This window comes from Azospira oryzae, from assembly GCF_004217225.1.
Classification (GTDB): Bacteria; Pseudomonadota; Gammaproteobacteria; order Burkholderiales; family Rhodocyclaceae; genus Azospira; species Azospira oryzae.
In genome coordinates this window covers 1,528,758-1,546,888 of sequence record NZ_SHKM01000001.1, presented here as the reverse complement: position 1 = coordinate 1,546,888, position 18,131 = coordinate 1,528,758, and the positions used below count along the sequence as shown (strand labels likewise).

Annotated in this window: 10 protein-coding genes; 8 read left to right on the top strand and 2 right to left on the bottom strand. The window is 66.8% G+C overall.

The window, feature by feature from the left end:
- Positions 1–25: 25 nt before the first annotated feature.
- Positions 26–2,809, bottom strand: a complete 2,784-nt coding sequence (glnE, locus tag EV678_RS07020; RefSeq protein WP_130458984.1) for a bifunctional [glutamate--ammonia ligase]-adenylyl-L-tyrosine phosphorylase/[glutamate--ammonia-ligase] adenylyltransferase — start codon at positions 2,807–2,809, stop codon at positions 26–28.
- A gap of 158 nt (positions 2,810–2,967) precedes the next feature.
- Between glnE and EV678_RS07015 the strand changes: the two genes are divergently transcribed.
- The 6 genes from EV678_RS07015 to EV678_RS06990 all read left to right on the top strand — a co-directional run bounded on the left by EV678_RS07015 (position 2,968) and on the right by EV678_RS06990 (position 12,043).
- The gene (locus EV678_RS07015) at positions 2,968–6,945 is read left to right on the top strand and encodes a YhdP family protein (RefSeq protein WP_130458983.1); all 3,978 of its coding nucleotides are present in this window, start codon (positions 2,968–2,970) and stop codon (positions 6,943–6,945) included.
- Complete coding sequence (locus tag EV678_RS07010; protein WP_130458982.1) at positions 6,926–7,759, top strand: carbon-nitrogen hydrolase family protein; 834 nt, start codon at positions 6,926–6,928, stop codon at positions 7,757–7,759. Before EV678_RS07015 ends, EV678_RS07010 begins: the two co-directional genes overlap by 20 nt.
- Positions 7,760–7,858: 99 nt before the next feature.
- Positions 7,859–9,298, top strand: a complete 1,440-nt coding sequence (gene tldD / locus EV678_RS07005) for a metalloprotease TldD (protein WP_014238410.1) — start codon at positions 7,859–7,861, stop codon at positions 9,296–9,298.
- Positions 9,299–9,511: 213 nt separating this feature from the next.
- Positions 9,512–10,015: a hypothetical protein gene (locus EV678_RS07000; RefSeq protein WP_014238409.1), complete on the top strand. Its 504-nt coding sequence runs from the start codon at positions 9,512–9,514 to the stop codon at positions 10,013–10,015.
- 661 nt (positions 10,016–10,676) lie between these two features.
- The gene (locus EV678_RS06995) at positions 10,677–11,582 is read left to right on the top strand and encodes a potassium channel family protein (protein WP_130458981.1); all 906 of its coding nucleotides are present in this window, start codon (positions 10,677–10,679) and stop codon (positions 11,580–11,582) included.
- A 41-nt stretch (positions 11,583–11,623) separates the two neighbouring features.
- The gene (locus tag EV678_RS06990) at positions 11,624–12,043 is read left to right on the top strand and encodes a hypothetical protein (protein ID WP_130458980.1); all 420 of its coding nucleotides are present in this window, start codon (positions 11,624–11,626) and stop codon (positions 12,041–12,043) included.
- A gap of 968 nt (positions 12,044–13,011) precedes the next feature.
- Here EV678_RS06990 and EV678_RS06985 read toward each other — a convergent pair.
- Positions 13,012–13,884 carry a LysR family transcriptional regulator gene (locus EV678_RS06985; RefSeq protein ID WP_130458979.1) on the bottom strand — a complete coding sequence of 291 codons (873 nt, stop codon included), beginning with the start codon at positions 13,882–13,884 and terminating at the stop codon, positions 13,012–13,014.
- A gap of 134 nt (positions 13,885–14,018) precedes the next feature.
- On the opposite strand from EV678_RS06985, the gene EV678_RS06980 reads away from it, so the two are divergent.
- Both EV678_RS06980 and EV678_RS06975 read left to right on the top strand, forming a co-directional pair.
- Positions 14,019–15,224, top strand: a complete 1,206-nt coding sequence (locus EV678_RS06980) for an MFS transporter (RefSeq protein WP_130458978.1) — start codon at positions 14,019–14,021, stop codon at positions 15,222–15,224.
- A 64-nt stretch (positions 15,225–15,288) separates the two neighbouring features.
- Entirely contained in the window at positions 15,289–18,036 is a 2,748-nt protein-coding gene (locus tag EV678_RS06975) for a cation-translocating P-type ATPase (protein WP_130458977.1), read from the top strand.
- Positions 18,037–18,131 lie beyond the last annotated feature (95 nt).

Genomic DNA, 18,131 nt, shown 5'->3' with positions numbered 1-18,131 from the left:
CGCGGCATCCGCCGCCCCTTAGCCCTTACCCCTTAAACACTTCCTCCCACAACGCCCGTACCGCGGCGATGCGCTCGGCTACCGAGTCCCTTGCCACCCGGCTCTTGGGGCTGCCGTTGAGGCGTTTGGCGTGTTGCAGGCGGCGGTAGTCGCGGTAGGCGTTTTGTACCGGCTCGGCCAGGGCGGCGGGGATCAGGCCGAGGCGGGCGGCGATGCCGAGGAGGGCGATGTTGCCCAGGTTGCCGGTGAGTTCCAGGTGCTCGTGGGCGTGGCCCAGCACCAGGTACTGGATGATGAATTCCACGTCGATGATGCCGCCCGGGTCCTGCTTGATGTCGAATTCGCCCCGGGCCACGGTTTCGGCATCCGAGGCGTTGGCGTCGATCATCTTCTGCCGCATGGCCAGCACTTCTTCCTTGAGCTTGGCCCGGTCCCGGGGCTGGCGCAGGATTTCCTCCCGGATGGCGTCGAAGCCCCGGCCCACGTCCGTATCGCCGGCGACGAAGCGGGCCCGGGTGAGAGCCTGGTGTTCCCACACCCAGGCGCTGTGCAGCTGGTATTCGCGGAAGGAGGCGAGGGAGGAGACCATGAGACCGGAATCGCCGTTGGGGCGCAGGCGCAGGTCGGTCTCGAAGAGCAGGCCGGCGGGGGTCTGGGAGGAGAGCCAGGTGTTCACCCGCTGGGCCAGGCGGGCGTAGACCTCTTCGGCCTCCTGGGCGGTGTCCTTCTTTTCGTCGAAGAGGAAGATGATGTCCAGGTCGGAGGCGTAGCCCAGCTCCTTGCCCCCCAGCTTGCCGTAGCCGATGACGGCGAAGACGGGCTCTTCCCGGTGCCGGGTCTTCAGCTTGCCCCAGCACAGGCGCACCGTCTCGGCCACCATGATGTCGGCCAGCTCGGTGAGGTGGTCGGAGATTTTCTCGATGCTGTGCAGGCCGGCCAGGTCCTGGGCCAGCAGGCGGAAGACCTGGGCGTGGTGCATTTCCCGCAGCAGGTCCATTTCCCGTTCCGTGTCGCCGGCGCATTCGTCCAGGGCCCGGCGCAGTTCGCGGCGGAAGCGCTGCCAGTCGGTGGCCACTTCCAGCAGGCGCGGGTCCAGCAGTTCATCGAGCAGGATGGGGTGGCGGGTCAGGTATTCGGCGGCCCAACTGGAGCCGCCGATGAGTTCGGCCACCTTCTTCAGGGCCTGGGGATACTGCTGCAGCAGGGCCAGGTAGGCGCCGCGGCGGCCGATGGCCTCGAGGAAGGCGAGGCAGCGGGAGAGGGTCAGGTCCGGCGTCGGCGTGGCCGCGGCGGCTTCGATCAGGCGCGGGCCCAGGGCGTCCATGCGTTCCCGGTTGCTGGCGGGCAGCTGCTGGTAGCGGGCGCCGTCGCGGAAGGCCTGCAGCCGTTCCAGGGAGTCCTGCACGTCGGCAAAGCCGAGGCCGGCGAATTTTTCCTGGGCGCCGTCGCATTCCAGGGCGCCCTGCCACAGGGCGGTGAGGGTTTCGCTCTGGGAGCTGGGGGCCTCCGGTTCGGCAAAGACGGCCTCGAAGTGCAGGGAGACCCGCTGGCGATGGCCGTCGAGCACGGCCAGCAGGGCAGGGTAGTCGGGAAAACCCATGGAACGGGCAATGCGGGCCTGGCCCTCCGCATCTTCAGGCAGGCTGTGGGTCTGCTGGTCGGCCACGTATTGCAGGCGGTGTTCCAGGCGGCGCAGGAAGTCGTAGGCGGTGCTCAGCTCGTCCACCGCCTCCTGGGCCATCAGGCCCCGTTCCGGCAGCAGGGCCAGGACCTGCAGGGTGGGGCGGATCTGCAGGGCGGTGTCGCGGCCGCCGCGGATCAGCTGAAATACCTGGGCGATGAACTCGATTTCCCGGATGCCGCCGGGGCCCAGCTTGACGTGGTTGGCCATGTCCTTGCGCGCCACCTCGCGGCGGATCTGGGCGTGCAGGTCGCGCATGGCGTTGATGGCGCCGAAGTCCAGGTACTTGCGGAAGACGAAGGGGCGGCCGGTCTGGCTCAGCACCGGGCCCCAGTTGTTCACGTCGTTGGCGCCGGCGTTCATGACCCGGGCCTTGATCCAGGCGTAGCGTTCCCATTCCCGGCCCTGGGTGATGAAGTAGTTTTCCAGGGCGTCCAGGCTGCACACCAGGGGGCCGGAATCGCCATTGGGGCGCAGGCGCATGTCCACGCGGAAGACCTGGCCGTCGGCGGTGAGGTCCCCCAGGGCGATGATGAGGCGCTTGCCCAGGCGGTGGAAGAAATCGTAGTTGTCCACCTGGCCGCCGCCGTCGGCGCGGCCGGCGGTCTGGCCTTCTTCCGGATAGACGAAGATGTAGTCCACATCGGAGGAGACGTTCAGCTCCCGTCCGCCCAGCTTGCCCATGCCCACCACCAGCAGGCGCTGGGGTCGGCCCTGGCTGTCCAGGGGTTCGCCGTACTGCTGCACCAGGCTGCGGTGCACGAAGTCCAGGGCGAAGTTGGTGGTGATGTCGGCCAGCAGGGTCATGGTTTCCACCACCTCCTGCAGGGGCGCGGCGGCGGCCAGGTCGCGGATGATGAGATGGGCCATGACCCGCTGGCGCAGGCGGCGCAGCACCGGTTTCAGGGCTTCCTCGTCGGCCGGGGCGGCCTGGGCGATCCACTCCTCCAGGTCGGCGGCGGTGAGGGGGCGCTGCCAGGATTCGGCCAGGATCGGCACCAGTTCGCCGCGGCAGGAGAGCAGCTGGCGCAGGTAGGCACTGTGGTCCAGGGCGGGTTGCCAGGCGGCGGGAAAAGTCGTGTCGGCGGCGGGGGCGGGAGCGGCGTTATTGTTGGAATCGTTATTCATCAGGGAATCATCCGGTTATATCCGGGGTTTCCGGGGGTGGCTGGGTTAAAATCCACCCCTTCGCCCAGAACTTGCCATTGTAGTGACCCGCCCAATACCTTTGCAAAGCGCCGCCGCCATCGTTGCCGCCGCCTCCGCCCTGTTGCCGGTCGAGGCCCATGACTGATTCCGTCCTGCGGTCGGCCCTTTACCACCGCCTGCACGCCCTCCTGCCCTTCCTCGTCAGCCCCCGGGCGCGCCAGTTCTGGCGCCGTGTCGGCCGCCTGGCCCTGGTGGCGGGGGTGGTGGTCTACTTCGTCTTCGCCTTCCTGGTGCTGGCCCTGCGCTACTGGGTGCTGCCCAACGTGGGCAACTACCGGGCCGACATCGAACAGGCGGTGAGCCAGGCCGTCGGCCTGCCGGTCACCATCGGCCACATCGACGCCGGCTGGCGCGGCCTGCGCCCCGAGCTGACCCTGGCCGACGTGCGGGTGGCCGACAGGCAGGGCTATCCGGCCCTGGCCTTCGAGCGGGTGGAGAGCGTGCTCTCCTGGTGGAGCGTGCCCCATCTCTCGCCCCGCCTGCACCTGCTGGAAATCAGCGAGCCGACCCTGCTGGTGCGGCGCCTCGCCGACGGCCGCTTCGAGGTGGCCGGCATTCCCCTGGAAGACGGCAAGAGCGACGGCAGCGCCCTGCACTGGGTGCTGAGCCAGGAGCGCATCCACATCAAGGACGCCACCATCGTCTGGGAAGACCTGCAGCGGGGCGCCCCGCCCCTGACCCTGGAGGCGGTGAATTTCCTCCTGGAAAACCGGGGGCGCCGCCACCGCTTCGGCCTCTCTGCCCTGCCGCCGGCGGAACTGGCTTCCCGCCTCGACCTGCGGGGCGACCTGCGGGGCTCCGATCCGCAGCGGCTGGAGGACTGGAGCGGCGAGCTGTACACCGAATTCGTGCACACCGACCTGGCGGCCTGGCAGGCCTGGGTCGATTACCCCGTTTCCCTGCCCCAGGGCAGCGGCGCCCTGCGCCTGTGGCTGGAGGTGGAAAAGGGCCTGCCGGTGGCGGCCACCGCCGACGTGGGCCTGCAGGACCTGCGCCTGAAGCTGGCCAAGGACCTGCCGGAACTGGACCTGCTGCGCCTGGCGGGCCGCATCAGCGGCGAGCGGCGCAACGGCGACACCCGCTTCTCCGGCAAGCGGGTCGGCCTTGCCACCCGGGACGGCACCAGCCTGGAACCCACGGATTTCGCCTTTTCCTGGCAGGAGGGCGGCCTTTTCTCCGACCGCCGCCGCGGCAGCGCCGCCGCCACCACCCTGGACCTGGGCGCCCTGGCGGCCCTGGCCGAGCACCTACCCCTGGGGGCCGAGGTGCGCCAGTGGCTGAACGACTACGCCCCCCGGGGCCTGGTGCGGGACCTCAAGGCCAGCTGGACGGAAAACGAGGGCAAGCCCCAGGACTACAACCTCAAGGCCCGCTTCGACGGCCTCGGCATCAAGGCCAGCAGCCGCTTCCCGGGCTTTGCCGGCATGAGCGGCACGGTGGACGCCGGGGACCGGGGCGGCAGCCTCACCCTGCGCTCGGCCAAGGCCCAGCTGGAACTGCCCCAGGTCTTCCCCGATCCGCGCCTGGCGGTGGATGCCCTCAACAGCCAGGTCAGCTGGAAGATCGACGGCAGCCGCCTCGACGTCAGCCTGGACAGCCTCACCTTCAACGGCCCCGACGCCACCGGCTCGGCCCAGGGCACCTACCGCCTTAGCGGCGACGGCCCCGGCAGCATCGACCTCACCGCCGGCATCAGCAAGGCCGACGGCACTGCCGTCTGGCGCTACATGCCCAAGGTGGTGTCCCAGGACGCCCGGGACTGGCTGAAGAGCTCCATCACCGGCGGCACCGCCTCCGAGGCCAAGCTGGTGCTCAAGGGCGACCTGGCCCGCTTCCCCTTCCTCGACCCCAAAGACGGCCAGTTCCTGGTCACCGCCCGCATCAACGGCGCCACCCTGGAATATGCCTCCGGCTGGCCCCGCATCGACGACATCCAGGGCTCCCTGCGTTTCGAGGGCGCCCGCATGCTGATCGAAGCCAAGAGCGCCAAGCTGCTGGGAGCCCGCCTCTCCGGCGTCAAGGCCGAGATCGCCGACCTGGAGGCGCCGGAGGAGCTGCTCAGCATCACCGGCAAGGCCGAAGGCCCCACCGGCGAATTCCTCAAGTTCATCGACCAGAGCCCGGTGGGCGACAAGATCGACAACTTCACCGACGGCATGAAGGCCCAGGGCGAAGGCCGCCTCAACCTGCAGCTGGAACTGTTCCTGCGCCGCATGGCCGACAGCCGCATCAAGGGCGACTACGAATTCCTCAACAACCAGGTGACGGTGGAGCCGGGCCTGCCGCCCATCACCCAGGCCAACGGCCGCCTGCACTTCACCGACGCCGGCATCAGCGTCAGGGAAATCACCGGCCAGTTCCTCGGCGGCCCCATGAAGCTCTCCGCCAGCAACGAGGGCGACAAGGTGCTGGTCAATGCCTCCGGCAGCCTCACCGCCGCTGCCCTGCGCCGCCAGCTGGACCTGCCCCTGTTCGACAACGTCTCCGGCAGCGCCGCCTGGAAGGGCGAGGTGCGGGTGCGCAAGAAGACGGCGGAGCTGGTGGTGGATTCCGACCTCAAGGGTCTGGCCTCCAGTCTGCCCGAGCCCTTCAACAAGAGCGCCGCCGCCGCCCTGCCCCTGCACCTGGAGCGGGGCGCCCTGGCCGAAGCCGCCCCCCGCAAGGGCGCGCCGGCGCCGGTGGCGAGGGAACAGGTGAAATTCACCCTGGGCAAACTGGCCAGCGCCCACATCATCCGCCGCCGGGAAGCCGCCGGCCCGGTCACCGAGCGCGGCGCCATCGCCATCGGCGAAGGCCTCAGCCTGCCTGAGCGGGGCCTCGCCCTGACGGTGAATCTGCCCAGCGTGGATGCGGATTTCTGGCTCAAGGCCCTGACCCCGGCCAACGGCAACGGCGGCAGCGCCAGTAGTGGCGGCAGTGCCGCTGTCGGCGAGTCGGCGGCGCCCCTCTCCCTGGCGGTGCTGAAGACGCCCCTGCTGGACATCTCCGGGCGGCGCCTGCACGACGTCACCCTGAAGGCCGCGCCCGCCGGCAACAGCTGGCAGGTGGAGGTCAACGCCAAGGAAGCCGCCGGCCAGATCAACTGGGACGGCGCCGGCCAAGGCAGGGTCAAGGCCCGCCTCAAATACCTGACCCTGCCGGAAAGCACGCCCCAGCAGGAAGCCATGCAGCGCCTGGGCGAGGCCGAGAACCAGGACGAACTGCCGGGCCTGGACATCGTTGCCGACAGCTTCACCCTGGGCAGCCGCCGCTTCGGCAAGCTCGAACTGCTGGCCCGCAACGAAGGCCGGGTGTGGCGCCTGGACAAGGTGCTGCTCTCCAGCCCGGACGGCTCCATCAACGGCAAGGGCCTGTGGCGCACCGATCCCCGGGGCGCCCACCGCACCGACGTGGAGTTCAGGCTGGAAGCGGGGGATGCCGGCAAGTACCTGGACCGCCTGGGTTTCCCCGGCACCCTCAAGCGGGGCAGCGCCACCCTGGCGGGCAAGCTGGCCTGGAACAACACGCCCACCACCCTGGACATTCCCAGCCTCTCCGGCGAGGTCAAGCTGACGGCGGAGAAGGGCCAGTTCGCCAAGGTGGAGCCGGGCATCGGCAAGCTCATCGGCCTGCTTTCCCTGCAGTCCCTGCCCCGGCGTATCACCCTGGATTTCCGAGATGTCTTCTCCGAAGGTTTCGCCTTCGACAACGTGGAGGGCACCTTCAAGGTGCAGAATGGTCTGATGAAGACCTCGGACCTCAGCATCGACGGTCCGGCGGCCAAGGTGGGCATCAAGGGCGACATCAACCTGGACAACGAAACCCAGAACCTGCGGGTGCGGGTGCAGCCGGCCCTGGGCAGCTCCGTGGCCCTGGGCACGGCGGCCCTGGTCAATCCGGTGGCCGGCGTGGCCGCCCTCATCGCCCAGAAAGTGCTGCAGAATCCGGTGGACCAGATTTTTGCTTTCGAATACGCCGTCACCGGCAGCTGGGAAGACCCCAAGGTGGAAAAAGTATCCGCCGCCAAAGCCGATAAATCCGAGAAGGCCAAGACCGATGAATCCGCCAAGCCCTGAGCGCCAGAAGACCGAAAATGCCCTGATCGCCGCCGTGCAGCTGGTGTCCGGCCCCCGGGTCGCCGACAACCTGGCGGCCGCCGCCCACGGTGTCGCCGAAGCGGCGGCCCAGGGCGCCCGCATCGTCGCCCTGCCCGAGTACTTCCCCATCATGGGCATGGCCGAGGGCGACAAGGTCAAGGTGCGGGAAGTCGACGGCCACGGCCCGATCCAGGAATTCCTCGCCGCCACGGCAAAGCAGCACGGCATCTGGCTCATCGGCGGCTCCATTCCCCTGGAGGCGAAGGACGCGGCCAAGGTGATGAATTCCACCGTGGTCTACGACCCGGCCGGCCAGCGCGTGGCCCGCTACGACAAGATCCACCTGTTCGGCTTCCAGAAAGGCCTGGAGCGTTACGACGAGGCCGCCTCCATCGAGGCCGGCAGCGAGCCGGTGGCCTTCGACACGCCCTATGGCCGCATCGGTCTTTCCATCTGCTACGACCTGCGCTTCCCCGAGCTGTACCGCCGCCTGGCGCCGGTGGACCTGATCGTGGTGCCCGCCGCCTTCACCGAAACCACCGGCCGCGCCCACTGGGAAATCCTGTTGCGGGCCCGGGCCATCGAGAACCAGTGCTACGTGCTGGCCGTGGGCCAGGGCGGCAAGCACGAGAACGGCCGGGAGACCCACGGCAACAGCATGATCGTGGACCCCTGGGGCACCATCGTGGACCGCAAACTGAAAGGCCCCGGCGTGGTCCTGGGCCTGCTCGACCACGGCTGCATCGCCGAGACCCGGGCCAACCTGCCGGCCCTCAAGCACCGGGTGCTGTGACGTATCCTCTATTCACGCAGAGCCAGGACTGGACCGCTAAAAACTCTGTGATCTCTGTGCCCTCTGTGGCAAAAGTTTTTTAAGGCTTTAGGTTTCCCCATGAGCAAGATCATCAAGCAAGCCGAATCCCTGTTGCTGACCCCCTACGGCCTGGACGACAAGCGCCTGTCCGAGGTCTTCGGCCAGATCATGAAGAACGACGTGGATTACGCCGACCTCTACTTCCAGTACAGCCGGGCCGAGGCCTGGAGCCTGGAGGAGGGCATCGTCAAATCCGGCAGCTTCAACATCGACCAGGGCGTCGGCGTGCGCGCCATCTCCGGCGAGAAGACCGCCTTCGCCTACTCCGACGACATCAGCCGCAACGCCCTCGGCGACGCTGCCGCCGCCGTGCGCGCCATCGGCGCCGCCGGCCAGTCGGGCACGGCGCCCAAGCTGAAGGGGCGCAAGGGCCACGGCCTCTATCCGGCCCAGGACCCCATTCCCTCCCTGCAGGCCGCCGACAAGGTGAAGCTGCTGGAGCGCCTGGAAGGCTACGCCCGGGCCATCGATTCCCGCGTCACCCAGGTCATGGCCTCCCTCGCCAGCGAATACGACGTGGTGCTGGTGGCCGGCAGCGACGGCCGCCTGGCCGCCGACGTGCGGCCCCTGGTGCGGGTCTCCGTCACCGTCATCGTGGACGGCGGCAAGGGCAAGCGGGAGCAGGGCTCCGCCGGCGGCGGCGGCCGCTACGACTACGGCTATTTCAGCGAGGAAGTGCTCAAGCGCTACGCCGCCGAAGCCGTGCATCAGGCCGTCACCAACCTGGACGCCCGGCCCGCGCCGGCCGGCACCATGACCGTGGTGCTCGGCCCCGGCTGGCCCGGCATCCTGTTGCACGAAGCCATCGGCCACGGCCTCGAGGGCGATTTCAACCGCAAGGGCTCCTCCGCCTTCTCCGGCCGCATCGGCGAGCGGGTCGCCGCCAAGGGCGTCACCGTGGTGGACGACGGCACCCTGCCGGACCGTCGCGGCTCCCTCAACATCGACGACGAGGGTAACCCCACCCGCCGCACCGTGCTGATCGAGGACGGCATCCTGAAAGGCTACATGCAGGATTCCCTCAACGCCCGCCTCATGGGCGTCGAGCCCACCGGCAACGGCCGCCGCGAATCCTTCGCCCACCTGCCCCTGCCGCGCATGACCAACACCATCATGCTGGCCGGCGACAAGTCGCCGGAGGAAATCCTCAAGTCGGTGAAGAAGGGCATCTACGCCGTCAATTTCGGCGGCGGCCAGGTGGACATCACCAGCGGCAAGTTCGTCTTCTCCATGTCCGAAGCCTACATGGTGGAAAACGGCAAGGTGCTCTACCCGGTGAAGGGCGCCACCCTCATCGGCAACGGCCCGGACGCCCTGACCCGGGTGAAGATGATCGGCAACGACCTGGGCCTGGACCCGGGCGTCGGCACCTGCGGCAAGGACGGCCAGTCCGTGCCCGTGGGCGTGGGCCAGCCCACCCTGCGCATTGACGGCCTCACTGTCGGCGGCACCGCCTGAGTACCCGGCCCGGGGCCCCGGGCGTTGTTGTGTCGCCTTGCCGTACTTGCGTACTGTCTGCGGCGACACGCCTGGCCCGCGGCCCCGGGCCTGACGCTCAGGCTGCGTCCCCGGGGTTCCGCCGCCTGGTGTCCGCCGGGCCGGTTCCGGAACCTGGGGGCCGGCCGTGGGGTCTCTCCCTGACCCCGGCCCCGTAATGGAGGAGAAAGCATCATGACCGTGCATCGCCGCCTATTCCCGCTCCTGCTGCCCCTGGCCCTGCTGGCCGGCTGCGCCAGCGCCCCTCCCGACGGCACCGCCACCCCCAAGCTGGCCCGCCTCACTCCCGAACAGATGCAGCGCCTGGCGCCCGACACGCCCAAGCTGGGCTTTCCCGAACTGGTGGCCATGGCCAAGTCCGGCATGAAGGCCGACGCCATCATCGCCCGCCTCAAGGAAACCCAGACCCGCCTCGACCCAACTCCCAGCCAGGTACTGGACCTGACCCGCCAGGGCTTGCCGGTGGCGGTGCTCGACTACCTGCACGAATACCGGGAAAAGGCCCTGCGCGCCGATCTGGCCACCACCCTGACGGAAAAGGAACAGCAGAACGCCCGGGAGGTGGAGGCCGTGCGGCAGCAGGAGCGGCTGCGGGCCATGCCCTACTACGACCCCTTCTGGGGCCCGCGCTGGGGGCCCTACTACCGCCGGGGCGGGGGCGTCTATTACGGCTGGTGAGCCGGGTTGGCGGGTTTGAATTGGCTGGCGCACCGGGTGCGCCAGGAGGCAGGAAGGACGGGCATTTCCGCCGGGGCATGGTGGAGATGGCCGTCCTTTTTGTTTGGTGGCGGGGTGGTTTTGGGGCTTTGTTTCTGGGGATTGGCGGGGCGTGGTTTGTCGATTTTGCGGCCGGGTTCCGCGCCGCCGCGCGTGTTCCTTTTCTTGCTTCCCCAAGAAAAGGAACCAAAAGAAGGGGAACCCTCACCCCCGGCCCTGCGGGCTTTCCTGCGCTGCTCAGTCGGTCGGGGCGGCTGCGGAACTCGGCCCTTCGGGCCTCAAGCAGTCCTCGCCGAAAGCCCCCCGCCCGCCTTGCGCTGCTCGGCGGGGGGGGAAGGGGATGGAAAACCGGTGGCGTGGCGAAGGTGATCGCACCGGTTGGGGCTGGGGGGTAGTTCTTTGGGATATGCTATTTGCAACTTTTGGTTGCGGTGTGAGTGTGCCGACGGTAACTTTGAGGCTGTCCGGTTTAACGGATTTTTAGTGAGGCCAGTAAACGGAAGGTTTGCTGAATCCGTTGCGGGCCAATCGCTTCGGCTGTCCGGTGTTCCAGGATATTGGACAGTCCCGTTTTTATTGGACACTTTTGTCGTCTACTACTAGTTAGCCATTAGGACCGTCAATGAAATTACGTCCTTCGTTTTTCCTGGCAATCTATCTATTTCTGATAGTTGCTTACGCGTTCGCATATCGATACATCCCTGATGCGACAAAGGAGACAGATTTCACGCTGCTCAAGAGCATCTATTTCAGCACGGTAACGATAACCACGCTTGGCTACGGAGACATAACTCCAAAATCTGAACTGGCTATGATGATTGTTGCGAGTGAAGCCATATTTGGCATTGTGATAATTGGTTTGTTTTTGAGTTCTCTGTGGCAATCGTTTGCCAGTCGAATCGAGGCGCAGCAAGAGGCGTCAATTACTCGTCGCATTCAGGTAAAAAACCTTCATAGCTTGGCCAGTTTCTACAAATATTTGCATGTAGTGATCTTCGATTATGAAATAGCGCTCGTCGAACTCACCACTCCTATGAGTAAGAGACAGGGCAAGAAAAAACCAAATAGTGAATTCCTTTTTTCTGATCTCCAAGATATTTACAGGCCATCGCTGCTGACTAAAAGCGGATTTAGCAAACCAGTCATCCATCATTACTTTGAAAAACTGGATGCAGTGTTAAATGAATTCAAATTTCTGATCGCAAATTTCGATTTGCTTGAGTACCCAGCCATTCATCAAGGCGTCGTAGATTTTTTAACCATATCAAAAGCTCAAGATGTCCGTGAAGCACTCTACTCATACGAAACAATGGGGGGTGGAGGAAAGCTGCTGAAAGACACCTTGGAGGAACTGATTAAAGAACATGAGCAATGCCCCGATGGAGAGGCTTATCAATCCAACGTTATTACACCGGCCATTCTTCTTTACCGAACCGTGAAGTTTCAAATTCAACAGATTCTTTTGCTTGAAGAGGAATTTTCGAAAGTAATGGCTAACCCGGCAGTCCACACGGACGCTGCGCGATAAAGCCGCGCAGCGCCGGTTAGCTCTACGTTGGGCACCAACTGATGCCACCCCTTAACATCCTGATCTCTCAGTTTTTCGGTCTATGCCTAATCGCGGGTGGGGTTCTATGGGCCTTACTTGCCGCCTTGATTGGGATGTTGGGATTTGCTGATCGTCTTGCGGGCAGCCTTGCCGGCATTATTAGTATGGCGCTGATTGCGTGGTTCGTATTTGGTCGTCGCCGATCACGAACTGAGAAATCGCCTCTGACACGGCCGCCACCTAGCCAAAAGCATCAAATCGGCAGCACTCTCGTCACACTTGGGAATACCGCCTTTGGGTTTGCCGCAATTCTTGTTGTGGCTCTTTCGCGAGTTGCCGATCCAGTCGTTGGTGGCATCGTTGTATATATCGGCGGTGCTTTTTCACTAATCTGCTGGATAGTTGGATGGCATCTCACGGGGTACTTCAAAATCATTTGAGGTCAATTGGTATGGTTGTAGTTCTCATCGCTATGTCTGTCTGCGCTCAACCGGACCTGCGCGAAAATCCGCGCAGGTCCGATTAGCTCCACGTTAGGGAGCCGCGCATGCTTGTGGCTGCCGTCGAGAAAGGTATTCTTCTCTCGATTCTGTGCTTTCTATGTGGCTGTGTTCCGATGGTCACTTACCAAGATATGGAAACGGTGTTGGATCAATATGTCGGAAAGCCATTGCCGAAATATGACCATCCGATTGAGTGGTCATTTGAGCGGCGTGAAGTGAATTCCCAAACCTATGAACTTGTAAGTCGCAGATCGGACCAGTGTGATTACGTTTTATCAATCCGGGCTGCTGATCATGTCGTTGTTAAATGGCGTTTCTTGAGTGATACGCCACCAACGACGTGTAGCTTTCAACATGTCAAACAATTGATGTGAGTTTAGGAACTAATGCTCCCTAACATCACATCAAAACCGTTCCCTTCAGTCGCTCAGACGCGCCACAAGCGGCACGCCGCTTAATTTAACGTTGAACATCTGCTTTCCCTAGGTCATTCCCGTTTTAGGTCGATAGCTGAATCCGGCAAGCGCCAATCCCGCCCTGTGCGGCGCCGAGCAACGGAGCTTCTGGCAGAAAATGGGCGAGCACTGTCTGAGGCCGTAGGCCGAGTTGCGCAGCCCCCGCCGGAAGCGAGTAGCGCAGGGGACCCCGCAGGGGCGCCAAACCGGGCTCGCCTTCTTGTTGGTTACTTATTCTTGGCGAGACAAGAACAAGTAACCCGCGCGTCAGGCGCGGAACACAGCGGTCAATCAACCCACCACGCCTGAGGATTCAGCCTCACAGGCAATATCCCCTGCCGAAAAGCACCAGCCCCACAACCCAACAGCGACGCCCCTCTCCGCCATGCCATGGCCGAAAGGTCCGTCCCTCCTGCCTCCCAGACCGGGATGCCCTGAGCGTCCCGCCGCTCACTCCAGCGCCTGCTGCACCAGCCCAAGAAAGGCCAGGGCGGCCGGGGTGGGGTGGCGGCCCCAGGCGAAGTAGACCCGGCGACGGGGTGCGGCCTGGACCGGGATGGTGACCAGCCCCGGGTAGTGGGCGGCCGTTGCCAGGGGCACCAGGGCGATGCCGACGTTTTGCCGCACCAGGGCCTCCAGCCATTCCACGTGATTGACCTCCACCGTCACCCGGCGCTCGATGGCGGCGGCCTGGAAGGCGGCGTCGGTCTGTTGCCGGGGGCCGGTGCCGGCCTGGTAGTCCACCAGGGTTTGCCGGGCCAGTTCGGCCAGGCTCAGGCGCTTGCGCCCGGCCAGGGCATGGTCCGGGTGCAGCAGGGCCACCAGGGGCTCTTCGCTGAGGATGCGGGCGTCCACCCCGGCCACCGGCTCGCCGGGCCAGACGCCGATGAAGGCGGCATCCGTTTCCTGCTGCCGCAGTTCTTCCAGCAGGCGGTCGCTCATGCCGGTGTGCAGGCGGATGTCCACCTGGGGGTGGCGGCGGTGGAAGTCGGCGAGGAGGGCGGGCAGGTTCACCACGGTGAGGGTGGAGATGGTGCCCAGGGTCAGGGTGCCCCGGATCTCGCCGGTGGCGGCGGCCATTTCGTCTCCCAGGCGGCGGGCGGCTTCCTGCACCTGGCGGGCGTGGGTGAGAAAGGTGCGGCCGGCCGGGGTCAGGGCCACCCGGCGGGAGGTGCGCTCGAAGAGGCGGGCTCCCAGCTGCTCCTCCAGGCGGGAGATCTGGTGGCTGAGGGCGGATTGCACCGTGTGGCAGCGCTCGGCGGCCCGGGTGAAGCTGCCGGTTTCGGCCACCGCCACGGCATAGTCGATCTGGCGCAGGTTCATGGCGATCAATCTGAAAAATGGATTGGTTGGATGATAACAATGCATTGGCGTCATTGATCCGCCATTCCCATACTGGCGCCACATAACGCCGCTCCGGCCGGGACCGGGGCGCCCACCTTCCCCTGGAGATTGCCGTGTCCTCTGCTGCCGCCGTTCCTGTCACCCCGGGCCTGACGCCCGGCCTGGTGCCCATCATGTCCGTCGCCACCGGCCTGGCCGTGGCCGGCAACTACTACGCCCAGCCCCTGCTGCCGGCCATCGCCCGGGAGATGGGGCTGTCCGCCGCCGGGGCCGGGGCCATCGTCACCACGGCCCAGCTGGGCTACGCCCTGGGCCTGCTGCTGATCGTGCCCCTGGGCGACCTGCTGGAGCGGCGCCGCCTGATCGTGGTGATGACCCTGCTGGCGGCGGCGGGCCTGCTGGTCACCGCCCTGTCGCCCTCCATGGCCGGCGTCTTCGTCGGCACCGCCCTGGCCGGACTGTTCTCCGTGGTGGCCCAGGTGCTGGTGCCCCTGGCGGCGACCCTGGCGGCGCCGGCCCAGCGCGGCAAGGTGGTGGGCACGGTGATGAGCGGCCTGCTGCTGGGCATCCTGCTGGCCCGCACCGTGGCCGGGGCCCTGGCCACCCTGGGCGGCTGGCGCACGGTCTATTGGGTCGGCGCCGCGGCCATGGCCCTGGCGGCCCTGGTGCTGGCCCGGCGCCTGCCCCGCTATCAGCACAGCGTCGGCCTCAGCTACCCGCGGCTGCTGCTGTCGGTGCTCGGCCTCTTCCGGGAGGAGCCGAGCCTGCGCCTGCGGGCCTTCCTCGGCGCCGCCGCCTTCGCCGCCTTCAGCGTGTTGTGGACTTCCATGGCCTTCCTCCTGGCCGGCCCCGCCTACGGCTTTTCCGAAGTCACCATCGGCCTCTTCGGCCTGGCCGGCGCCGCCGGCGCCCTGGCTGCCTCCGCCGTCGGCCATCTGGCGGACCGGGGCCACGGCGACCGGGCCACCACCCTGGGCTGGTGGCTGCTGCTGCTCTCCTGGGGCTCCCTCTATTTCGCGCCCCTGTCCCTGGCGGCCCTGATCCTCGGCGTGCTGGCTCTGGACCTGGCGGTGCAGGGCGTGCACGTGAGCAACCAGGGCGCCATCTACCGCATCCGGCCCGAGGCCCGCAACCGGCTGACGGCGGCCTACATGACCTGCTATTTCATCGGCGGCGCCGCCGGCTCCCTGGTCTCTGCCGCCGCCTACGGCGCTGCCGGCTGGAGCGGCGTCTGCCTCTGCGGCGGCATCGTCAGCCTGGCCGGGCTGGCCGCCTGGCTCGGCGGCAGCCGTTTGCACAAGGCCGTGTCGGGAGCCTGACGTACTCCACCGGAAAGGGGAAAGGGCGGACAATAAGGCTGTCGTCATTGCCTTCTCGCCCACCATGCCCCGTCCCGATGCTTCCTCACCCGTCTGGCACCACCTTTCCGGCGATGCCGTAGCCGAGCATTGGCAGACCTCCTGCGCCGAAGGGCTGTCGGAGGCCGAGGTGGAATGCCGCCGCCAGACCCACGGCGAGAACCGGCTGACGCCCAAGCCGGGCAAGGGTCCCCTGCTGCGCTTCGCCCTGCAGTTCGCCCAGCCCCTGGTGCTGGTGCTGCTGCTGGCCGGGGCCGTCACCGCCTTTCTCGGCGAGTGGGTGGATTCGGGGGTCATCTTCGGGGTCACCCTGATCAACGCCATCATCGGCTTCATCCAGGAAGGCAAGGCGGAGAGCGCCCTGGCGGCCCTGGCCCGTTCCGTCGCCAGCGAGGTGACGGTGCTGCGGGAAGGGGAGAAGAAGCGCCTGCCCTCCCGCGCCCTGGTGCCCGGCGACGTGGTGCTGCTGGCCGCCGGCGACAAGGTGCCGGCGGACCTGCGCCTGTTCCGGGCCAAGGAGATGAAGGCCATGGAGGCGGCCCTCACCGGCGAATCCACGGCCAGCGACAAGCACGCCGAGACCCTGCCGCCGGAAACCCTGCTGGCAGACCGGGGCAACATGGCCTACGCCGGCACCATGGTGGTGAGCGGCCAGGGCGCCGGCATCACCATCGCCACCGGCGACGCCACCGAGACCGGCCGCATCTCCAAGCTGATGGGCGAGACGCCGGACCTGATGACGCCCCTCACCCGCAAGATGGCGGCCTTTTCCAACTGGCTGCTGATGGCCATCGGTGCCCTGGCCCTGTTCACCTTTGCCGTCGGCCTGTGGCGCGGCGAATCCCCCTTCGAGATGTTCATGGCGGCGGTGGCCCTGGCCGTGGGCGCCATTCCCGAAGGCCTGCCGGCGGCCATGACCATCACCCTGGCCATCGGCGTCTCGCGCATGGCCAAGCGCCGCGCCATCATCCGCAAGCTGCCGGCGGTGGAAACCCTGGGCAGCACCACGGTGATCTGCTCCGACAAGACCGGCACCCTCACCGAAAACCAGATGACGGTGCGGGAAGTGGTGGCCGGCGGCATCGCCTACCCGGTGAGCGGCAACGGCTACGCCCCGGAAGGGGAGATCGGCGGCCGTCGTCTGGGCAACGAGGCGCCGCCGGAGCCGGCCCTGCGGGAAACCCTGCTGGCCGCCGCCCTGTGCAACGACGCCGGCCTCTTCAAGGAGGGGCGCCACTGGCAGATCAGCGGCGACCCGACGGAGGCCGCCCTGCTGGTGGCGGCGCGCAAGGCCGGGCTGGACGAGCACACCCTGCTTTCCCTCTATCCGCGCCAGGATGAACTGCCCTTCGACTCGGCCCGCCAGTACATGGCCACCCTGCACCGGGGCGACGGCGGCCTGGTGGTCTATGCCAAGGGCGCCCTGGAAAAGCTGCTGCCCCACTGCCGCCGCCGCTGCAATGCGGAAGGCCAGCCGGTGCCCCTGAGCGCAGCCGACGCCGCCGCCATCGAGCGCCAGGCCCGGGAGATGGCGGCCCGGGGCCTGCGGGTGCTGGCCGTGGCCCGCCGCGGCTGGGCGGCCGAGGCCGTGCTGGAGGCCGACTCCCTGATCGCCGGCGAGGGCCTGGACTACCTGGGCCTGATCGGCATGATGGACCCGCCCCGGGCCCAGGCCGTGGCGGCGGTGAAGGCCTGCCGCAACGCCGGCATCCGGGTCAAGATGATCACCGGCGATCATGCCGTCACCGCCCTGGCCATCGCCCGCCAGATCGGCATCGCCGCCGAGGGCGAGCAGGCCCTCTCCGGCGGCGAACTGGCGGCCCTGGACGATGCCGGGCTGCAGGCGGCGGTGCAGCAGATCAACGTCTTCGCCCGGGTCGAGCCGGAACAGAAGCTGCGTCTGGTGCGGGCCCTGCAGGCCCAGGGCCAGGTGGTGGCCATGACCGGCGACGGGGTGAACGACGCCCCGGCCCTGAAGCAGGCCAATATCGGCATCGCCATGGGCATCACCGGCACCGAGGTGGCCAAGGAGGCCGCCGCCATGGTCCTCACCGACGACAACTTCGCCGCCATCGAGGCAGCGGTGGAGGAGGGCCGTGGCGTCTTCGACAACCTGGTGAAGTTCATCACCTGGACTCTGCCCACCAATTTCGGCGAGGGCCTGGTCATCGTCGCCGCCATCGTTGCCGGCGCCACCCTGCCCATCACGCCCCTGCAGATCCTGTGGATCAACATGACCACGGCCGTGTTCCTCGGCCTCATGCTGGCCTTCGAGCCCATCGAGAAGGGCGTCATGGCCCGCCCGCCCCGGGCGCCCCAGACGCCGGTGCTGGACGCCCCTCTGGTGGGGCGCATCCTGCTGGTGAGCCTGTTGCTGCTGCTCGGCGCCTTCGGCCTCTTCCTGCGGGAGTTGGACCAGGGCCACACCCTGGCCGAGGCCCGCACCGTGGCGGTCAATGTGTTCGTGCTGGTGGAAACGGTCTATCTCTTCAACTGCCGCTCCCTCACCCATTCCTTCTGGAGCATCGGCCTGTTCACCAACCGCTGGTTCTGGGGCGGCATCGGCACCATGGCGGCCCTGCAGCTGCTGTTCACCTACGCGCCGATCATGAACCGGCTCTTCGCCACGGCCCCCATCGGCCTCACGGAATGGCTGGAAATCGGCGCTTTCGCCCTCTTCTGCGGCCTGGTCATCGGCACCGAGAAGCGTCTGCGCCTGGGCTTTGCGCGCCGTCAGGCCGTACGGAACTTGCCGGGGTCCGGCCGACTCTGACCTGAAGTAACCTACGGCCTCCACCGTCCCCGCCCCCGGGGATGATCCCGGGGCGCCTTGCCGGCGCCCGTCTTTCAATAACAAAAACAGGCTGT